Genomic DNA, 18120 nt, shown 5'->3' on the forward strand with positions numbered 1-18120 from the left:
TGATGTCCGAATTTTAATCATTACAACCCCGCACCCTTAGAACTACCAACTAACTAACCCGGTAAACCAAAAAAAGCCCGTCAGTTGACGAGCTTTCCAATATCATACTTTCATTCTACATCTTCACAATGTGTGCAACGGCATTTACCAAAGTACTGTGTTTTTTAACGAATGGATTTGTTTCATCCCAAACGTAACCTGCTAAAACGGAGCAAATTTGCTGTCTGATCAGGTCATCTACTTTTTCGCTAAAGAAAATATCTCCCAAGGTTCCTTCATACCAAGCAAGTACATACGTTCTGAATACATCAATTCCCTTTTTCAAAACAACACTGTAGTCATTCTCCCAATCCACCTGTTCACCGTGTAACTGTTTCGCAACCAGTGCTGCAGCCTTATAACCGGAAGAAATTGCCAGCGTTACTCCCGAGCTGAAAATCGGGTCGAGGAATTCAGTACTGTTCCCGCACAAAACATAGCCTTCACCGTAAACTTGTTTCACGGAAACCGCATAATTTACGATCAAACGCGGTTCAAACATAAATTCTACACCGTCGTATCGTCCGTTTAATCCCGGGAATTCAGCAACTTTTTGTTTGAAGAGTTTTCCACCGTCTGCGTAACATTCTTCAACAAATTCTTTATTTCCAACAATTCCTACTGAGGCCGTCCCATCCGAAAAAGGAATGGACCAGATCCAGGCAGTATTGTCATTGAACGCATGTACAAAGATGTTTCTGCCATCTTCCGGTGTTCTCCTTGTATCGTCCAAATGCGCAAAAACGGCTCCACGAGGCGGAGTTGCAACGGGAACTTCCAAATTAAACATTTGTGGAAGCACACGTCCGTAACCACTTGCATCCATTACAAATCGGCAATGAACTTCATGAATATCCCCGTTTTTATCGCGATAAGTAACTACTTGTTTTGCTGCAGAAGTTTTCACATCCGTTACTTCTGCCTGGAATTCAACTTCCGCACCTTGTTTTTCAGCCTCTTTGATCAATGCATGATCAAAATCAGCACGTTTTACCTGAAAAGTATAAGACCAACCTTCTGAAAACTGGTTTTCAAATAAGAAATCACAGCGTTCTCCGTCGTGGTAAAAACAAGCTCCTGTTTTCACCTGGAATTTCAATGCTTCAACAGCTGGAAGAAGGCCCAATTCGTCCAAATAATCCATACTGTGGGGTAATAAGCTTTCACCAATCACAAATCTAGGGAACTGCATTTTTTCCAAAACCAAAACCTTCAGACCCTCTTTAATTAATTTAGAGGACGCTACAGAACCCGCGGGACCTGCACCAATTACAACAACATCAACTTCTTTAGTCATACATTTTGATTTTTTCTATTACTTGCTTATTATCTACAAAATTAAAAGATGTTACAAGAGCACCAATAGTCGCTCCCAAAATTCCGTGAAATATGATGTTTTGACCTGTCAAAAACAGGTTCGGAACATGGGTCTTTGTATTGATCTGCGTCTTGTGTGTGTGGTTAAAATCTTTTTGGATCCCATACATCGATCCATTAGGTGTGGAAACATAATCCCTGTATGTGATCGGTGTGGAGGAATAAATCTCTTTCACTTTGGATCTGATACCCGGAAAGCGTTCTTCCAGGCGATTCAATGTCCGTTCTTCACACAATTTCTTAAATGCCTCATACTCTTCCTGCCTGCTTCCTTCTTTCACAATTGTACGAACCGAGTCTTCCCATGCTTTCAGTTCATTAAAATCAAGATAACACATCACAGAGATCGATTCTGCATACTCCTTCGTATTCTTCGAAACCTGTGCAGAGGTAAAAGTCATCTGTGGCCATTCTTCTGTAAAATGAAATTCTTCGTTCCAAATATTATCCGTATAGTAATCGTAATAATTCGAATTGAAGTAAGGGAGGGTATTTTCATGCAGCGACAAATAGATCATGAATGATGCAATCGTATTCGGAAGGGCGTTTACACGGTTGGTATAAGCAGTTTTGAAATGTTCCTTTCCGAACAAATGAATCGTTTCCTTCGGATGAAGATTTGAAATCACAAAATCGCATTCGAACTCTGAGCCATCGCTGCAAATCACTGAGCGAACTTTCCCGGAATCATCATAATTTGCTGCTACAACTTCTTTTCTTCTAAGAACTTCCCCGCCGTTTTCCGCAATCTTCTTCATCAGCAGTTTCGCTATTTGGGATCCCCCGTTTACAAAGCGATAGCTACCTTTGATGAAACTGTTCAGGATCAGGGCCACCACATAAAAGGGTGTTACTCCTTTTAATCCGGCATACAATGGTCCGGAACCCAAAATGGCTTTGACCAGATCTTCATTATCAGTAAGTGTCGAAAGGTGCTCCCAGGCACCAACCTGCAGAACTTCCGTATGCTCGACATAATTAATTTCCGATTCCAGCTCAATGTTGTAGAGTGGAAAATAGGTACAGTAAAGCTTGATTTCATCGGCAATCCGATCAACATCCGCTTCATTATCCGGAAAACTCCTTTTGAGCTGGGCTCTAAAATTATCGTATCCGATTCCATGCTTCGCACTAACCCCATTTGCCAGACGTACAATATCGAATGCGTTCTCATCCAGGCGCTTCATTTCCAAATCATCGAAAATCTCCAGGTACTTGAAGATCTTGTACAGATTCTCACCCTTATCCAAACCGCCAACATAATGAACTCCCGTATCAAATATCTTTTTATCGCGGCTAAACACCTGTAATGAACCTCCGATCTGATGATTTTTCTCCAGTACTTGGACATGATAGCCGTGTTTAGCCAATATCAGCCCACTGACCAAGCCACCGATTCCGCTTCCGATTACTATTATTTTCTCCTGAGAATTCAACTTACAGTCGTTTAAGAATCATCAATACATTGGATGTTTTTGATGAATGTTCAATTAATTCGAATCCAAACCCATTTTCCTGGGCAAAACGCTCAATTTCTTTTGCTGACAAGAATGACAGATCATTTGTTGTCTTATTAAATTTAAACCATTTCGTAGAAAGAATCTCGGTTAACTTCGTGTTTTTCAATCTATCCTGGAATTCAATGATCCCGTCACGGATTACAATAATTCCGTCCTTACCCAATTTCCGGTTCACATTCTCCAACAACTGAAGTTGTTCATCCGGTCGCAGGTAATGAATGACATCATTAAAGAAATAAACATCGGATTCAGGTAAATCCCATTCGCGGATATCCGCATTGATAAAGCTTAAATTCTGAGATCTTTTGATGCAGTTATCGGCCACAGCGACTTTATCCTCATCATAATCCATTCCGATTATTTCCCTGTGCGGATCGAAATAATGCAGGAAGACAGAAAGATATCCGTATCCACAACCCACATCCACAATATGTTTCCGATCACCGATCAAGCGATTATAAAAATCAAAATTCTTTCTTTCCATTGCCCATTTTACACGGACGTACCATTCCAGAACAGGTCCTTTCAGTAAATAGTTCTCCATTACCTTCCGCGAATAGAAAGCAGTAGTGGCGTACTCTTTTCTAAATTCCTTCATTCCATCACGCATCACCTTAACTGCGCGCTTTGAAAACTCACTATAAGATTCCTCCTCTTGTGCACACATCCTGTCAAGAGGTTTTACGAGAATTTGTCCTTGATTAATAATTAAATCATTCTTTGGATTGACCTCGTGATTTCCAAGAATTAACAAGGGTTGAATCGGAATATTTAATTCTTTGGAAATATAAAATGCGCCTTTATGAAAACGTTTGATCTCTCCGTCAGCACTTCTTGTTCCTTCCGGGAAGATCACGATCGAATATCCCTGGTTGATACGGTTCCTGATATCATCGAGGTTTCCTTCAGCTCCCTCTTCGGCAAACAAATAACCTCCGTAACGGATAAAGGGAGCAAAAATCGGTGAATTGTACACCCATTTTTTCACCATGATAATCGTCTTCGGATGAAGCATTAAAACAACCAGGATATCCAGGAAAGAAGTATGGTTCGGAATAATTACACTTGGTTTTTTATAATCCAGTTTGTGTTCATCAACTATTTTCTTCTTCACATGAACTCCTGCGTAAAGTGTTGATTTAGCTAACTTGGAGATACAAAAATTGAGAATATTCCGTTTGTGAATCCGCTTCATTGGTGTTGGAATCAGAATGAAGATCAAAAGAATATTCAGAATCAAACTTCCCACAAAAAAGTAGAAGAACAACAATAAACTATAGATAAAATAGAAAAAGGTAATTGGCCCCCGGCCTCTTTTGATCCGGTTCAGGACGAAGAAGTTGTAAACACGTGGCTGAACATATAAGGTTATGAGCATAATGGACCCGATCCCGATCACACTAATTGCCCCGATAGAATGAATAGCAGGATGCTGAGCAAAAATGAGAACACCGGTTCCGATTATTGTTGCAATGCCAGAAAGAATTATCCCGGATTGCGTGGACTTTAACGAATTCACACCGCTTCTTGCCTGTTGGATCAGTCCGTCAGTGGTGAAAATACTGAAATCATCACCCAGTCCGAAAATAAAAGTTGCGACGATAATATTGATAAAGTTGAACGGAATATCAAAAATACTCGCGATTCCCAGGATCCAAACCCAGCCTAAAACCATCGGGAAAAATGCAAACAAGGTCAATTCAATTCTTCCGTAAATAACCAATAATGAAAAGAATACGAGCATGGATGAAAACAGGAACAAGTAATCGAAATCCTGTTTTACGACATTTAGCATTGATTTGGCCATTTCAGAAATATCCAGCACAAATACACCATCAATCTTAGCCAATTGTTCTTTAACCTGGTCTTGTTTGTCTTTCTTCACAGTAATTGAAGTGACATAAGTATGTAAACCCCGATCCTCCGAAACAAACTTATTTAAACCAATTTCATCTACTAATTCCCGGCCTTCCTGCTTATCAAAAACAGGTTTACGGATCAACTGAAAGAAAGGCTGAAAACCAGCTGCATTCAAACCGAACTGAGGAGCACGCTGTCTTATTTCCTCTTCCACTGCGGGGTTTGCCTTCCAGAAACTCAACCAGCGATTTTCAGATTCCTTTAATGTCTGATTGGAAGGGAGGTAAGGAGATAAGGAAACAAATTCGGAAATTCCATACTGTTCCTTACTGGAAACAAAGCTTCTATAAACTTCATCGTTTTGGTAGCGTGCTGCTTCCATTTCCGGCGCAGATGAAAATACGAAGAGCTTTTTATCAGTATTCGGATTGATTCCCGTATAGAATTTTTCCTTTTGTTTTAATTCCGGTGTATGAAACGAAAGGTTATTCATATCCGAATCAAAGTTCACATTCGAAGAATGATATAGGAAAACCAGCGACACCAAAGTTATCAAGAGGAAAGAGACTCTAACAAACGCCTTATTTAGTTTAAAACTACTTTTATAGTCTCTGTTCTCATTTATTCGAATATTCAAACGCTCAATCAGAACAGGGAGAAACAATAGCGTGAAAAGAACTGATCCGGACAAAGTACACAACGCAATCAGTCCGAAATTTTGCAGAACTACGGAATTAGTAAAAAGCAATGCGGAAAGGGCAGCAATCGTTGTAAAGCTTCCCAGCATCATCGGTGAACTGATTTCCTTAACAGTCTTTACTACATTTCCCAAATGTTTTAAATGCGTAAAGAAATGAAAGGAGTAGTCGAGCACAATTCCCAGCAAAACGGAAGAGGTAGCTAAAGAAATTGCAGATATTTCAGGATGCAGGTATCCAACCAAACCTGCACCGCTCAAGATTCCGAAAAATCCGGGTAAGAGAAAATAAAACGGCGCCAGGACACTTCTGTAATAGAAAACTAGCAGCAGTAAAATGGCTGAAACACTAATAATGGAAGTCAAAAATGCATCAAACTTTACCTGTCTGGCATTTTCCACAGCAATCTGAAAGGTTCCGAAATAATCGAAGTTCAATCCCTTTTCCTTGGCTTTTGCTTGCTTGAATTTCTCCAGTCGATTGGCAAATGCTTCCAATTTCCTGGTGTCTTTTTGGTTCAGGTCGATCGTTCCGAAGAAAAAAACATGCTTTTCATTTCGGGAATAAACCACACCGTCCTTTATCACGTAGTTACCGGAATCACTGCTTGGATTCAACTGCTTAAGCTGTCCGTAAAACAATCCCAAAGGATCATTGGCAGCCAATTTACTAATGAAAAAAGCGTTCGGCCCTGTCAATAAATGAGAAGTGCGTTTTAAGGCTGTTTCAATAGAATCAGGTTGAAGCTTTGTGCGGATCTGTTTATAATCTTCATTTGTGAGGTTGCGAACCGAGCTTTTTTGTAAGAAGGCTATCAGAGCTCCTTCGTCCACTGATTTAATTACCTCAATATCCTTCAGCTCCTTAGAAAATTGCTTTTCCAGATCCGCTTTGAGGCCTTCCAGTTTTTCCAGGGTGATTTCTTCATCTTCCTGGGCTCTTATAGAGAAAACGACTTGTTTATTGAGTTTGTTCTTTTGAACTATATCATTGAACTTCTTGAATTCCTTACCTTGAGGAAAGATAGCATACAGGTCTTCGTTGATCTTTAACCTGGAAACGCCAAAAAGCAAAAAAGCGACCACAAGCGTAAAGCTTCCCCAAAAAACAAGTCTTTTTTTAAGAAAAAATTCAACTATTCGAGCGCAAATTTGACCGATCATTTGTGTTAGTTTCAGGAAGAGGAGAAATATTAGTTGGCAAAACTACAAAAATATCTCATGTTGTGAGTTTTGAGCCTTTTTTGTATGCATTGAGTAGTCTCTTGAATTTAGGTTTGTCCCATTTTTTCAGGATAATTAAGGACGCATTGAATGCTGTTTTGACTGCAATCGGAACTCCACCGCCTAATTCCGCCCACTGCCCACCAACAATCAGGTTTTTAACCGGTGTGCGGTAATGCGCAATTTTACTCTGCATATTTTTCTTACCCGGTCGTGTTCCCATCATGGAACCATTCTTATTCCCGGTGTAGCGATGGTAAGTTATCGGAGTAGCGACTTCATAAAACAAAATATGTTCGCGTAGATTGGGACACATTTTGGATTCCACCCGCTCAAAAATGATTTGAGCAAACTCATCCTTCAATTTTTTATATGCTTCTGTCCGGACAAAATCCCCTTTTGCATTTCTTTCAGTTTTCCAGTTATCCATGTAATCCATCCATGCCGGAACATACAAGGTAATCGTCCCTTTTCCCTCCGGTGCAAGGGTATGATCTCTGACGGTCGGAGCCAAAACAGAAATTGCAGATTTATGTGGATCACCTGAGCTGTGCTCTTCGCGGGTACTGGATTCCTCACAGATTAATGTCAACTCATGTCCGAAACCTAAACTTTCAGCCGGGCAGTCTATTGCAACGGAAATCGTTACCGAAGAACTGTACATCTCGGAATCATTGAGCACTTCAAAAAATTTCGGAGGCACCAAATTGGGTGGTACCAATTTGCGGTAAAGGAAATCCACATCACAGGCTGCAATAACATATTTTGTTTTCACCAAATATTCTTTTGCCCTGTTTTTATAGCGAACACCGGAAATTACATCCTCATTGAATTCAAAACCGGTAACTTCAGAGCTCAGGCGTATCTCACAATGATCTGTTTCCACCTGTTTTTCCAGCCACGCCGGAATAACCTGACTTCCACCAATCGGTGGATTTTGGTAATCCGAATTATATGCCCAAGCAATCGGGAAGATGCACGACAACAGATCGCGCTCCGTGCAGAACAGTTCCTGTAATTCCGGATCCTTGAAAAATTTGCTCAATCCTTTTTTCACATCGTTTCCACCTATCGCATATGGGATCAGGGGATAAATGATTCCCAGCTGTTTCATCCGGAAGAATGGGATTTCAAATGGAGATTTTGTCTCAACGGACTGAAAAAACTCTGCAAATCTCAGTGAAACTTTCGCTATTCGCTTCGCGACCTTAAAAAATCGTTCAATTCCTGATTTTTCGTGCGGGAAATCATGGATCAACTGATCTCTCAATTCATCCGGATTGTTTGTAAGTATGTAATCGTGATTGGTAGAAATGTGACGTTGAATGCGTTTCATCAGTTGTGGTTTCGGATAATCTTCACCCAATAGTTTAAAAACACGGGTCACAGTTCCTTCCTCATTGTACTGATTCAACCAATGAATTGCCGTATCGAAAATAAAATCCTTCCGCTCAAAACCCTGCAAATATCCACCAATCAGATAATGCTTTTCAAGTACAAGTACTTTCATTCCTGATTTAGATAACAGCGCAGCAGAAAGTAAACCGCTGACACCTGAACCAATGATGGTGACGTCAAATTCTTCGTTCATTCGGCTTCAAAATTAATGAAATAGAGCTTTCAATGCTTCGAAGACCCGAATTTTAGTAAAATGCTAGCTACTAAGAATTAACATACGGGCAAGAAACTATTTTTTTTTCTAACTTTGCCGCCACATTTTAAATTAACCCTGATCGAACAACAGTAACTAAACTCAAATTCGACATAGATTGTACCCATGAAAGCATTAAACTCTTTATACGAGGCGCAAAAAATTGCCTTTAGTCCGTTTGTATTTCAAACAGTTTATACCATGTCCAGCTTGGGAATTATGGACGAACTATATGAAGAAAGAGATGGCTTAACGATTGAGGAAATTGCAAAACGCAAAAAAATCAGTGAATACGGTGTTCGTGTTTTGGTTGAAATGGCTAAAGCAGCAGATATTCTCGAATTGAATGAAGATAAATACACGCTTTCCAAAATCGGGTACTTTTTAACACGGGATGAAATGACCAAAGTGAACATGATGTTTACACAAGACATCTGTTACAAAGGATTATTTCACCTGAAAGATTCCATTCTGAATGGCAAACCTGAAGGATTAAAAGAAATCGGCCCATGGAAAACGATCTACGAAGGTTTATCACTCCTTCCCGAACCCTTAAAAACATCCTGGTTCGAATTTGACCATCATTATTCCGATAATTCATTCGGAGAAGCATTGAAAATTATTTTCCAGCACAATCCGAAACACATTTACGATATCGGTGGGAACACCGGAAAATGGGCTATTGCCAGTACACAGCACGATCCAAACGTTCGTGTAAGCATTTTTGACCTGGGGGTTCAGTTGAAAGTTGCGCAAGCAAACATCGAAGCGATTCCTGAAATAAAAGACCGCGTAGATTTCAACGAGCGCGATATGCTTGATCCGAATTCAGAAATTCCGACCGGGGCAGATGTTTATTGGATGAGCCAGTTCCTGGATTGCTTTAGTGAGAAAGAAATTGAAGCAATCTTACTGAAGATTAAGAAAAACATGAAACCTGATTCAACGATTTTCATCATGGAGACTTTCATTGATGATCAGCGTTTTCCTGCGGCAGAGTTTAGTTTGATCGCTACTTCACTTTATTTTACGGCAATGGCAAATGGAAACAGTAAAATGTATTCCTCTTCTGCAATGAAATACATCGTTGAAAAAGCAGGTTTTGAAACCGTTCAGGAGCACAGACTTCATATGGATCGTTTCCACACTATTCTTGAAGTTAAATTACCGAAATAAGTTACTCTCCACTTTACAAATTACATGAACAAACTTGATTTAAAACAAATAGAAGCATTTAGCCTTGAGAAAAAGGAATATGTGATTTCTGACGATGTTCGTAAAGAATTAGAAAGATCATTTTCATTCCTTCAGGAATTTTCAAGTGATAAAATCATATATGGAATCAACACCGGTTTCGGGCCAATGGCTCAATTTAAAATCGATGAAGACAAACTCAATCAACTTCAGTACAATTTAATCAGAAGTCATTCATCAGGAACAGGAAATGTTCTGGATGCAGAATCTGCACGTGCTGTTGTTCTTTCACGTTTAACGAATTTCATGCAGGGAAATTCAGGAATCAGCTACGGAGTAATTGAAAAGCTCGTTCAATTCCTGAATCATGATATCATTCCTGAAATTTATGAGCACGGTGGAGTCGGTGCAAGTGGTGATTTGGTTCAATTGGCTCATTTGGCTTTGAATTTAATCGGTGAAGGGTATGTATATATCGATGGAGTTCGCAGAAAAACTTCCGAAGTTTTAGCAGAAAAGAACATCACTCCTCTTAAAGTTAAATTGCGGGATGGGCTTGGTTTAATGAACGGAACTTCCTGCATGTCGGGGATCGGTTCGGTTAACCTGATCTATTCCTACCGCTTATTGGACTGGGCTATTGCAGCGTCCACAATGATCAATGAAATTGTAGAAGCATATGACGATTCTTTTTCTGTAGGTCTAAATGAAGTAAAACTGCATGCAGGTCAGCAGGCAATTGCCAAATCAATGCGTGATTTCCTTACGGACAGTGAACTGATCCGCAAACGCGAAGAGCTTTTTTCAGACGATAAGGTAGCAGAAACCACTGAATTCAAGAAAAAAATCCAGGAATACTATTCAATTCGCTGCATTCCTCAAATCCTTGGTCCGGTAAAAGACACCCTGGATTTCGCGAAGGCGATCGTTGAAAATGAAATCAATTCCACCAATGATAACCCGGTTGTAAGTTTAGAACGCGAAAATGTTTTCCACGGAGGAAACTTCCACGGCGACTATATTTCATTGGAAATGGATAAGATCAAATTGGTTATCACCAAATTGACGATGCTTGCTGAAAGACAGTTAAACTTCCTGTTAAACAGCAAAATCAATGGTATTTTCCCTCCATTCCTGAACACACAAACTTTGGGTTTGAATTTCGGGATCCAAGGAATGCAGTTTACGGCAACTTCAACAACTGCAGAAAATCAAATGCTTTCCAATTCCATGTATGTGCACAGTATTTCCAACAACAATGACAACCAGGACATTGTAAGTATGGGAACAAACAGTGCAGTTATTACCAAAAAAGTGATTGAAAATGGTTTTCAGGTAATGGCGATTCATATGATGTCAGTATGTCAGGCGATTGATTTACTCGACGAAACCAAGAAAAACAAACTTTCTTCCAAGACTAAAGAAATTTATCATCAAATTCGTGCCGTTTCTCCAACAATTAATGAGGACATCCCGCAATTTGAAGCTATTAAAAACGTTACAAACACCCTTAAGAAAACAACTCTCAACCTATGAAATGTGCTCTAGTGACAGGTGCATCCAGAGGAATTGGCCGTGCAATTGCGCTACAATTATCTCAGGACTTAAACCTGCATATTTTAATTAATTACGCTTCCAATCAAGCTGCAGCGGAAGAGACCCTGAATTTGATCCGTCAATCGGGTGGAACCGGTGAGATCATGCATTTTGATGTAAAAGATGGTGCTGCTGTAAAAGCTGCCGTTGAAAACTGGTATTCAAGCAATCCTGAAGGAATTATCCATGTTTTGGTAAACAATGCAGGAATCACAAAAGACAATTTGTTTCCCTGGGTAACGGAAGAAGATTGGGATGCTGTTTTGAACACTTCGCTGAAAGGGATGTATAACTGCACACAAGCAATTATACAACGCATGCTAAGACAACGAAGCGGACGCATCATTAATATCGCTTCTTTGAGCGGATTAAAGGGTGTTCCCGGACAAACCAATTATTCTGCTGCGAAGGGAGGAATGATCGCAGCAACCAAAGCACTTTCACAAGAAATTGCGAAACGAAATATTACAGTAAATGCCATCGCTCCGGGCTTCATTGAGTCGGATATGACTAGTGAGCTGGATATGAATGAATTAAAAAGAATGGTTCCTGCAAACCGCTTTGGAAAAGTGGAAGAAGTGGCGTATCTTGCAAGTTTTTTGGCGTCTGAAAAGGCGGCCTACATTACTGGAGAAGTAATTAATATTAACGGAGGAATTTACGCTTAATGGAACATCGTGTAGTAATTACCGGAATTGGTGCCTATTCCTGTTTGGGTGAAAACCTGGACACGGTTCTGGAATCCCTGCGTTTAGGCCGCAGCGGAGTTATTTATGACGAGCAGCGTAAAGACTTTGGTTATCGTTCATGCTTTACCGGAATGGTTGCCGAACCGGACCTGAATCCGTTCTTGTCCCGTCGTCAGCGAATTGGAATGCATCAACCGGCACGCTTTGCTTTTATGTCAACGAAAGAAGCCATGGAAGGATCCGGCCTGGATGCTGACTTTTTAGATAAAACAGAAACCGGAATTATATTTGGAAACGATTCAACGGCAGGTGCTGTGGTTGAAACGGTAGATAAAGTACGTACAAAGAAAAATACCACTCTAATCGGAAGCGGGGATATTTTTCAGAACATGAATTCTACCGTAAATATGAACCTTTCAACGATCTATAAACTGAAAGGAATGAATTTTACGATTTCTGCAGCTTGTTCTTCAGGTTCTCATTCGATCGGAATGGGATATTTACTGATCAAACAAGGCTTGCAGGAACGCGTCGTTTGTGGAGGTGCACAGGAAATCAATGTCTTTGCAATGGCAAGTTTCGATGGTTTGGGCGCCTTTTCCGTGAGAGATGCCGACCCATCGATGGCAAGCAGACCATTTGACCGCGACCGCGACGGACTGGTTCCTTCAGGTGGAGCAGCTACTGTGATTATCGAATCTCTGGAATCAGCTTTGAAAAGAAACGCACCTATCTATGGTGAGATCGTTGGTTTCGGCTTTTCTTCCAATGGTGATCATATCTCAAATCCAAACTTCGACGGTCAGTTCAGATCTTTGAACATGGCTTTGAAGCAAGCGAATTTAACTCCTGATGATATTGATTATGTAAATGCCCATGCAACTTCAACTCCAATCGGAGATTCAACGGAAGCACAGGCGATTTTCAATGCATTGGGGTCAAAAGTTCCCGTAAGTTCTACCAAGAGTATGACTGGGCACGAATGTTGGATGGCAGGTGCAAGTGAGATTGTTTACTCCCTGTTAATGATGAATAATGACTTCATTGCACCGAATATCAATTTTGAGAATCCGGATGAAGACTCGAAAAAGATCAATATTATTCCAAGCTACAAAGAGCAGAATATTGATTGCTTCTTGTCAAATTCATTTGGATTTGGAGGAACTAATTCCTCGTTAATTATTAAAAAGTATAAAAAATAGAGTTACCTAAACATATGAAAAGAGAAGACATCATTCTTACAACAAAACAATTTTTATCCGAAGAATTTGAAGTGGATTCGGCATTAATTTTACCTGATAATAATTTACAGCAAACTTTGGATTTAGATAGTTTGGATTATGTTGACCTGGTTGTTGTTATTGAAGAAAACCTGGGCATCAAACCAACTGCAGACGATTTCAAAACGATCGAAACATTTAACGATTTCTACGACCTGGTTGAACAACGTTTGAACGCTTAAAAGTGAATGGAACAAAAATGGGACGGTAAAACCAAAGGTTCACTTTGGGGATATAAGTTTTTTATCTACTCTATTCGATTCCTGGGGGTTCGGTTCGCTTACTTTTTTTGCATCGCTGTTTCCGGTTATTTCCTGCTCTTTTCCCGAAAACCGCGAAAAGCTTTAATTTCCTTTTACCAAAAAGGATTTAATTACACCAAGTGGCAGGCAATTAAGGCAACAGCGAAAAATCTGTATTTGTTCGGACAAACACTGATCGATAGAATCGCTTTAAAAACCCCGCGAAAAAGAATCTTTACCTTCCGTTTTAACAATGAAGAAGCTTTGATCAAAATGAACGAAGCTGGTAAAGGCGGATTTCTTTTTTCAGCGCATGTGGGAAATTGGGAGAATGCCGGAAACCTGCTTGGTGAACGAATCACATTGAAAATTAATATTTTGATGCTCGATGCCGAAGTTCAAAAAATCAAAGCCTACCTGGAAGATGCCGCCGGAAAATCACAATACCAGCTCATCCCGATCAAAGATGATCTTTCGCACCTCATTTTGATTCACCAGGCACTAAAACGCAATGAATTGATCGCCTTACATGCCGACAGGACAACACCTGGTCAAAAGAACTTTAGATTCCCGTTCTTGAACGGTTATGCAGAATTCCCTGCAGGACCATTTATTATGGCACATAAATTCAAAGTTCCGCTTACCTTTGTATACGCAGTCAAATCAGGTAGTACGCACTATGAATTAAGTGCCACAGATCCGCTCCTTGAATTCGAATCTCCTGAAAAAATTGCGGAAGCATATGTAAAACACCTGGAAGAGCAAGTGAAAGCGAGCCCAACTCAATGGTTTAACTTTTTTGAATATTATGTTGATTAACAAAGAAAACATTACCTCAATCATCCCTCAAAGAGCTCCTTTTGTGATGATTGACAGTTTATTGACAGCAGACGAAAGTGGTTTCAAAACCGAGTTCAAAATTGTTCCTGATAATTTGTTCCTGGAGAATGCCATTTTATCGGAATCAGCATTAATTGAGAATATTGCACAAACCTGTGCCGCCGGTTTTGGTTATTTGAACAGCCTGGAAGAAGATGGTGAACCAAAATTGGGATTCATCGGTGCAGTTACGCAAGTTCAGGTTGAAAAAACAGCAAAACAAGATGACCTGATTGAAACATCGGTTCAAATACTAAGCACCTTTGATACCATTCATTTGGTAGAAGGCGTTGCCAAATCAAACGGACATGTGCTTTTGACTTGCCAAATGAAAATTGTTCTCGCATGAAAGTCTTAAAATCATCCCTTTTAGTTCCCGTACGTTTCAGTGAAACGGATGCAATGGGAGTTGTCTGGCATGGTAATTACCTGAAGTTTTTCGAAGATGCCAGAGAACAATTCGGTAAAGATCACGGAATGGAATACCTCGATGTTTACGGAAAGGGATATTTTATTCCGATTGTCAAATCAGAGATCACGCATAAATCCTCTATTTTTTACGGAGAAGCCGCATTAATCAACGTTACCCTGGAACAGCACGATTCAGCGAAGATCGTGTTTCGTTACGAAGTAATCAACGACACAACCAAACAGGTTGCAGCTACAGGAATGACCATGCAGGTATTTATGTTCGTTTCCGACCGTACATTGGAATTAATCAAACCCGAATTCTATCAGATTTGGGAGCAAGCTCAAAACTGGATTGATGCATAAACCCGTTTACATACAATATCTTTCCTTGGTAAGCCCGCTTGGAAACACGGTTGAGCAGCATTTAGAGGCTTTCAAAAACGGTGTTTCAGGTATTAAACTTACAGAAAAAGCCGGTTTTCAGGATACAAGTATCCCGCTGGCTAAAAGAGAAGGAAATTCTTCCAACCGGTACGATACGCTTTTAAGAGAAGCACTGGAGAAAGCCCGGCAAAAACTTTCATCGAAGCTCTTCGAAAACATGGCTGTAATTGTAAGTTCCACCAAAGGAAACATTGATTTGCTTCCCGGTGATACTTTTGCAAGTACCAAACCCATCATACATGAGTTCTTTCCGAAAACAGATGTATTTATCATATCAAATGCATGCGTTTCCGGGGTAATTGCAATCAATACTGCAGCCGATTACATTCTTGCTGAAAAATACCAGGAAATAATTGTCATTGGAATCGATGCGGTTTCCGAATTTGTTTCTTTCGGTTTTCAAAGCTTGTTTGCCTTAAGCAACGAAGCCTGCAGACCCTTTGATAAAGACAGAAACGGAACTACTCTTGGTGAAGGATGCGGAATAGTTTTGGTTTCCGAAGAAAAAGTAAGCGAATCTGCTGTTTTGTACAAAGGAGGCTCTTCATCAAATGATGCAAACCACATTTCCGGACCCTCAAGAACAGGCGAAGGCTTGGTGCGATCCATTGAAAAAACATTTAAAAGAAGTGGTTTTACAGCTTCAGACATAGATTTCGTTTCCGCTCACGGAACAGCAACAGTTTTCAACGATGAAATGGAAAGCATTGCATTTGGCCGCACAAACCTGAATCAGGTTCCGCTCAACAGCATGAAGGGTTATTTCGGACATACTCTTGGAGCAGCCGGTGTATTGGAAACTATCATGAGCATCATTTCTATGGAGCATAACACTTTGTTTCCATGCATTGGATACTGTGAAACAGGAACGTCGGTTCCCTTAAATATCATTCAACGTATGGAATCAAAAGAAATCAATACGATTCTTAAAACAGCTTCCGGTTTTGGAGGAGGAAATGCAAGTTTAATCTTACAAAAACTGCCGTGAAGATCCTAGCACATAGTTACGTTTGTCCACAAGCAGTTTTGCTGAATGGAAAACCGGTCTCAGACCTCAAAAACGAAGAGAATCCTTTCAAGTCGGCATACCAGCAGCTTGGAGTAGACTATCCGAAGTTTTACAAGATGGATGTGCTTTCAAAAATGGCCTTTATCGGAACAGAATTGCTCCTTCCCTATTTTCCGGAAGGAATTGATCAGGAAAATGATCTTCAACTCATTTTCGCAAACAGTTCGGCAAGCCAAAATACAGACAACCTGTTCGTAGAAAGCTATGAGAAACTGAAAAACCCAAGCCCTTCCCTGTTTGTATATACTTTACCGAATATCGTTACGGGCGAATTATCTATTCGTCACAAATGGTACGGTGAAAATTGCTTTTATGTGGAAGACAGCTTTAACCCCGGCCATTTTTCAGAATGGGCACAAATGGCATTCGATAAGGGAAATAAAAGCTGTTTATGCGGATGGGTAGAGGCAAAAACGGATGGCGAACAAGAATGTTTCCTATTTTTGCTAACTAATTCTGAAAATGCTGACAATTCAATCGAACTTGAACTTTCAACACTAATTAAACAATACAGAAATGAGTGACTTAAAAGAAAACCTAAAGGCTCAAATTATTGAGCAATTGAACCTAGAAGACTTAACTCCCGCAGATATCCAGGATGATGCTCCACTATTCGGAGATCAGGGCCTTGGATTGGATTCAATTGACGCATTGGAATTCATCGTTTTATTGGATTCCAACTATGGAATTAAAATTGCAGATCCGAGTGAAGGAAAAGAGATCTTTCAATCAGTAAACACACTGGCGGATTATATTTCTAAAAACCAATAAATGCGCATTTACGTTACTGGATATGGTGTGATTTCTTCTATCGGTGAAAACGTAGAAGAAAGCTTACTCGCTTTGCGTTCTGAAAAAACAGGAATTAAGCAGGGCCAGAAGACCTATACAGAACGTTTTAAAGTAGGTGAAATCAGCTGGACGAATGAAGAATTAGTTCAGCGCTTTCAATTGACACAAGATGCTTCCCGAACTGCTATTCTGGGTATGATCGCAGCCAAAGAGGCATTCCGCGGACATTCATTGAATCCGGGAATAAGAACGGGGCTGATCTCCGGAACTTCCGTCGGCGGGATGGATGTGAGTGAAATTGCTTACAAAGATTTTCTAAACGGTGAAAGTGATGATCTGAGTATCTATAGAAATCATCCAAGCGGATCTACCAGCGAACAAATTGCAAAAGAATTGGGAATCGACGAGTATGTGAACACCATTTCTACCGCTTGTTCTTCAGCCGCAAATTCAATCATGCTGGGAGCAAGAATGCTTTTAAGCGGCCAATTGGATCGCGTGGTGGTAGGAGGAACTGATGGCTTGTCCCAGTTTACCATTTCAGGGTTTAGGTCCCTAATGATCTTTGATGACGAATGGTGCAGGCCTTTCGATGAAACAAGGAAAGGACTGAATCTCGGTGAGGGTGCAGGATACATTGTTTTGGAAACAGAAGAAACCATTAAAAAATCCGGTAAGGAACCCATAGCAATACTTTCCGGCTGGAGCAATGCTTCGGATGCTTATCATCAAACAGCATCTTCGCCCGAAGGATTCGGTGCCACACTTTCCATGAAAGGAGCATTAGCCGTAGCAGGACTGAATCCGGGTGACATTGATTATATCAATGCCCACGGAACCGCAACCCCGAACAACGATCTGTCCGAATCCCACGGGATCAAAACTGTTTTTGGTTCGGCAGTTCCTCCATTCAGTTCAACAAAAGCCTATACCGGACATACTTTAGCCGCTTCAGGTGGAATCGAAGCAGTTTTTGGTATCCTGGCATTAAACCGGGGCATATTGCTTCCGAATCTGAATTTCAAACAAGCAATTGAAGAGACCGGTTTAGTTCCCGTGAAAAACTATTCCGAAGGAAATACGATCAAGCATATTTTATCCAACTCATTCGGGTTCGGAGGGAATAATTCGACCATCATTTTAAGCAAGGTTTAGC

16 protein-coding genes are annotated in these 18120 nt (G+C 40.4%); 12 read left to right on the forward strand and 4 right to left on the reverse strand.

From position 1 onward, the window contains the following. Nucleotides 1-115: 115 nt before the first annotated feature. From K0S23_RS11950 to K0S23_RS11965, 4 genes are all read right to left on the reverse strand, one after another. Nucleotides 116-1336, reverse strand: a complete 1221-nt coding sequence (locus K0S23_RS11950; RefSeq protein ID WP_300357604.1) for an NAD(P)/FAD-dependent oxidoreductase — start codon at nucleotides 1334-1336, stop codon at nucleotides 116-118. Then, the gene (locus K0S23_RS11955; protein WP_300357607.1) at nucleotides 1329-2852 is read right to left on the reverse strand and encodes an FAD-dependent oxidoreductase; all 1524 of its coding nucleotides are present in this window, start codon (nucleotides 2850-2852) and stop codon (nucleotides 1329-1331) included. Before K0S23_RS11955 ends, K0S23_RS11950 begins: the two co-directional genes overlap by 8 nt. Before the next feature lies 1 nt (nucleotide 2853). After that, the gene (locus K0S23_RS11960) at nucleotides 2854-6579 is read right to left on the reverse strand and encodes a trifunctional MMPL family transporter/lysophospholipid acyltransferase/class I SAM-dependent methyltransferase (protein WP_300357610.1); all 3726 of its coding nucleotides are present in this window, start codon (nucleotides 6577-6579) and stop codon (nucleotides 2854-2856) included. A 133-nt stretch (nucleotides 6580-6712) separates the two neighbouring features. Beyond that, nucleotides 6713-8308 (reverse strand): NAD(P)/FAD-dependent oxidoreductase, encoded by a 1596-nt coding sequence (locus K0S23_RS11965; protein WP_300357613.1) that lies wholly within the window; start codon nucleotides 8306-8308, stop codon nucleotides 6713-6715. Nucleotides 8309-8494: 186 nt separating this feature from the next. Between K0S23_RS11965 and K0S23_RS11970 the strand changes: the two genes are divergently transcribed. From K0S23_RS11970 to K0S23_RS12025, 12 genes are read left to right on the forward strand one after another with little or no spacing between them, the layout of a single operon-like run. Further along, nucleotides 8495-9544 carry a methyltransferase gene (locus K0S23_RS11970; protein WP_300357614.1) on the forward strand — a complete coding sequence of 350 codons (1050 nt, stop codon included), beginning with the start codon at nucleotides 8495-8497 and terminating at the stop codon, nucleotides 9542-9544. A 24-nt stretch (nucleotides 9545-9568) separates the two neighbouring features. After that, entirely contained in the window at nucleotides 9569-11098 is a 1530-nt protein-coding gene (locus K0S23_RS11975) for a histidine ammonia-lyase (protein WP_300357616.1), read from the forward strand. Continuing rightward, nucleotides 11095-11826, forward strand: a complete 732-nt coding sequence (gene fabG, locus K0S23_RS11980; RefSeq protein ID WP_300357618.1) for a 3-oxoacyl-ACP reductase FabG — start codon at nucleotides 11095-11097, stop codon at nucleotides 11824-11826. Before K0S23_RS11975 ends, fabG begins: the two co-directional genes overlap by 4 nt. Beyond that, entirely contained in the window at nucleotides 11826-13049 is a 1224-nt protein-coding gene (locus K0S23_RS11985; RefSeq protein ID WP_300357620.1) for a beta-ketoacyl synthase, read from the forward strand. Before fabG ends, K0S23_RS11985 begins: the two co-directional genes overlap by 1 nt. Before the next feature lie 14 nt (nucleotides 13050-13063). Then, nucleotides 13064-13309 carry a phosphopantetheine-binding protein gene (locus K0S23_RS11990; RefSeq protein WP_300357622.1) on the forward strand — a complete coding sequence of 82 codons (246 nt, stop codon included), beginning with the start codon at nucleotides 13064-13066 and terminating at the stop codon, nucleotides 13307-13309. Between the two features lie 6 nt (nucleotides 13310-13315). Further along, nucleotides 13316-14188: a lipid A biosynthesis acyltransferase gene (locus K0S23_RS11995; protein WP_300357624.1), complete on the forward strand. Its 873-nt coding sequence runs from the start codon at nucleotides 13316-13318 to the stop codon at nucleotides 14186-14188. Continuing rightward, entirely contained in the window at nucleotides 14178-14597 is a 420-nt protein-coding gene (locus K0S23_RS12000) for a hypothetical protein (protein WP_300357626.1), read from the forward strand. The genes K0S23_RS11995 and K0S23_RS12000 overlap by 11 nt, the downstream gene beginning before the upstream one ends. Next, nucleotides 14594-15022 carry a thioesterase family protein gene (locus K0S23_RS12005; RefSeq protein WP_300357629.1) on the forward strand — a complete coding sequence of 143 codons (429 nt, stop codon included), beginning with the start codon at nucleotides 14594-14596 and terminating at the stop codon, nucleotides 15020-15022. The genes K0S23_RS12000 and K0S23_RS12005 overlap by 4 nt, the downstream gene beginning before the upstream one ends. Beyond that, nucleotides 15015-16091 (forward strand): beta-ketoacyl synthase N-terminal-like domain-containing protein, encoded by a 1077-nt coding sequence (locus K0S23_RS12010; RefSeq protein WP_300357632.1) that lies wholly within the window; start codon nucleotides 15015-15017, stop codon nucleotides 16089-16091. The genes K0S23_RS12005 and K0S23_RS12010 overlap by 8 nt, the downstream gene beginning before the upstream one ends. After that, entirely contained in the window at nucleotides 16088-16696 is a 609-nt protein-coding gene (locus K0S23_RS12015; protein WP_300357635.1) for a 3-oxoacyl-ACP synthase, read from the forward strand. The genes K0S23_RS12010 and K0S23_RS12015 overlap by 4 nt, the downstream gene beginning before the upstream one ends. Further along, a complete protein-coding gene (locus tag K0S23_RS12020) occupies nucleotides 16689-16943 on the forward strand; it encodes a phosphopantetheine-binding protein (RefSeq protein ID WP_300357637.1) in 255 nt (84 codons plus the stop codon). Before K0S23_RS12015 ends, K0S23_RS12020 begins: the two co-directional genes overlap by 8 nt. Continuing rightward, entirely contained in the window at nucleotides 16944-18119 is a 1176-nt protein-coding gene (locus K0S23_RS12025) for a beta-ketoacyl synthase (RefSeq protein ID WP_300357640.1), read from the forward strand. The last annotated feature ends 1 nt before the right edge of the window (nucleotide 18120 follow it).

The organism is Fluviicola sp., from assembly GCF_029266855.1.
Lineage (GTDB): Bacteria > Bacteroidota > Bacteroidia > Flavobacteriales_D > Crocinitomicaceae > Fluviicola.

What these genes read in the sequence shown, in the direction of transcription:
- K0S23_RS11950 (WP_300357604.1), bottom strand. Translation starts at nt 1,336, where the DNA reads ATGACTAAAGAAGTTGATGTTGTTGTAATTGGTGCAGGTCCCGCGGGT.
- K0S23_RS11965 (WP_300357613.1), bottom strand. Translation starts at nt 8,308, where the DNA reads ATGAACGAAGAATTTGACGTCACCATCATTGGTTCAGGTGTCAGCGGT.
- K0S23_RS11970 (WP_300357614.1), top strand. Translation starts at nt 8,495, where the DNA reads ATGAAAGCATTAAACTCTTTATACGAGGCGCAAAAAATTGCCTTTAGT.
- K0S23_RS11975 (WP_300357616.1), top strand. Translation starts at nt 9,569, where the DNA reads ATGAACAAACTTGATTTAAAACAAATAGAAGCATTTAGCCTTGAGAAA.
- fabG (WP_300357618.1), top strand. Translation starts at nt 11,095, where the DNA reads ATGAAATGTGCTCTAGTGACAGGTGCATCCAGAGGAATTGGCCGTGCA.
- K0S23_RS11985 (WP_300357620.1), top strand. Translation starts at nt 11,826, where the DNA reads ATGGAACATCGTGTAGTAATTACCGGAATTGGTGCCTATTCCTGTTTG.
- K0S23_RS11990 (WP_300357622.1), top strand. Translation starts at nt 13,064, where the DNA reads ATGAAAAGAGAAGACATCATTCTTACAACAAAACAATTTTTATCCGAA.
- K0S23_RS11995 (WP_300357624.1), top strand. Translation starts at nt 13,316, where the DNA reads ATGGAACAAAAATGGGACGGTAAAACCAAAGGTTCACTTTGGGGATAT.
- K0S23_RS12000 (WP_300357626.1), top strand. Translation starts at nt 14,178, where the DNA reads ATGTTGATTAACAAAGAAAACATTACCTCAATCATCCCTCAAAGAGCT.
- K0S23_RS12005 (WP_300357629.1), top strand. Translation starts at nt 14,594, where the DNA reads ATGAAAGTCTTAAAATCATCCCTTTTAGTTCCCGTACGTTTCAGTGAA.
- K0S23_RS12010 (WP_300357632.1), top strand. Translation starts at nt 15,015, where the DNA reads ATGCATAAACCCGTTTACATACAATATCTTTCCTTGGTAAGCCCGCTT.
- K0S23_RS12020 (WP_300357637.1), top strand. Translation starts at nt 16,689, where the DNA reads ATGAGTGACTTAAAAGAAAACCTAAAGGCTCAAATTATTGAGCAATTG.
- K0S23_RS12025 (WP_300357640.1), top strand. Translation starts at nt 16,944, where the DNA reads ATGCGCATTTACGTTACTGGATATGGTGTGATTTCTTCTATCGGTGAA.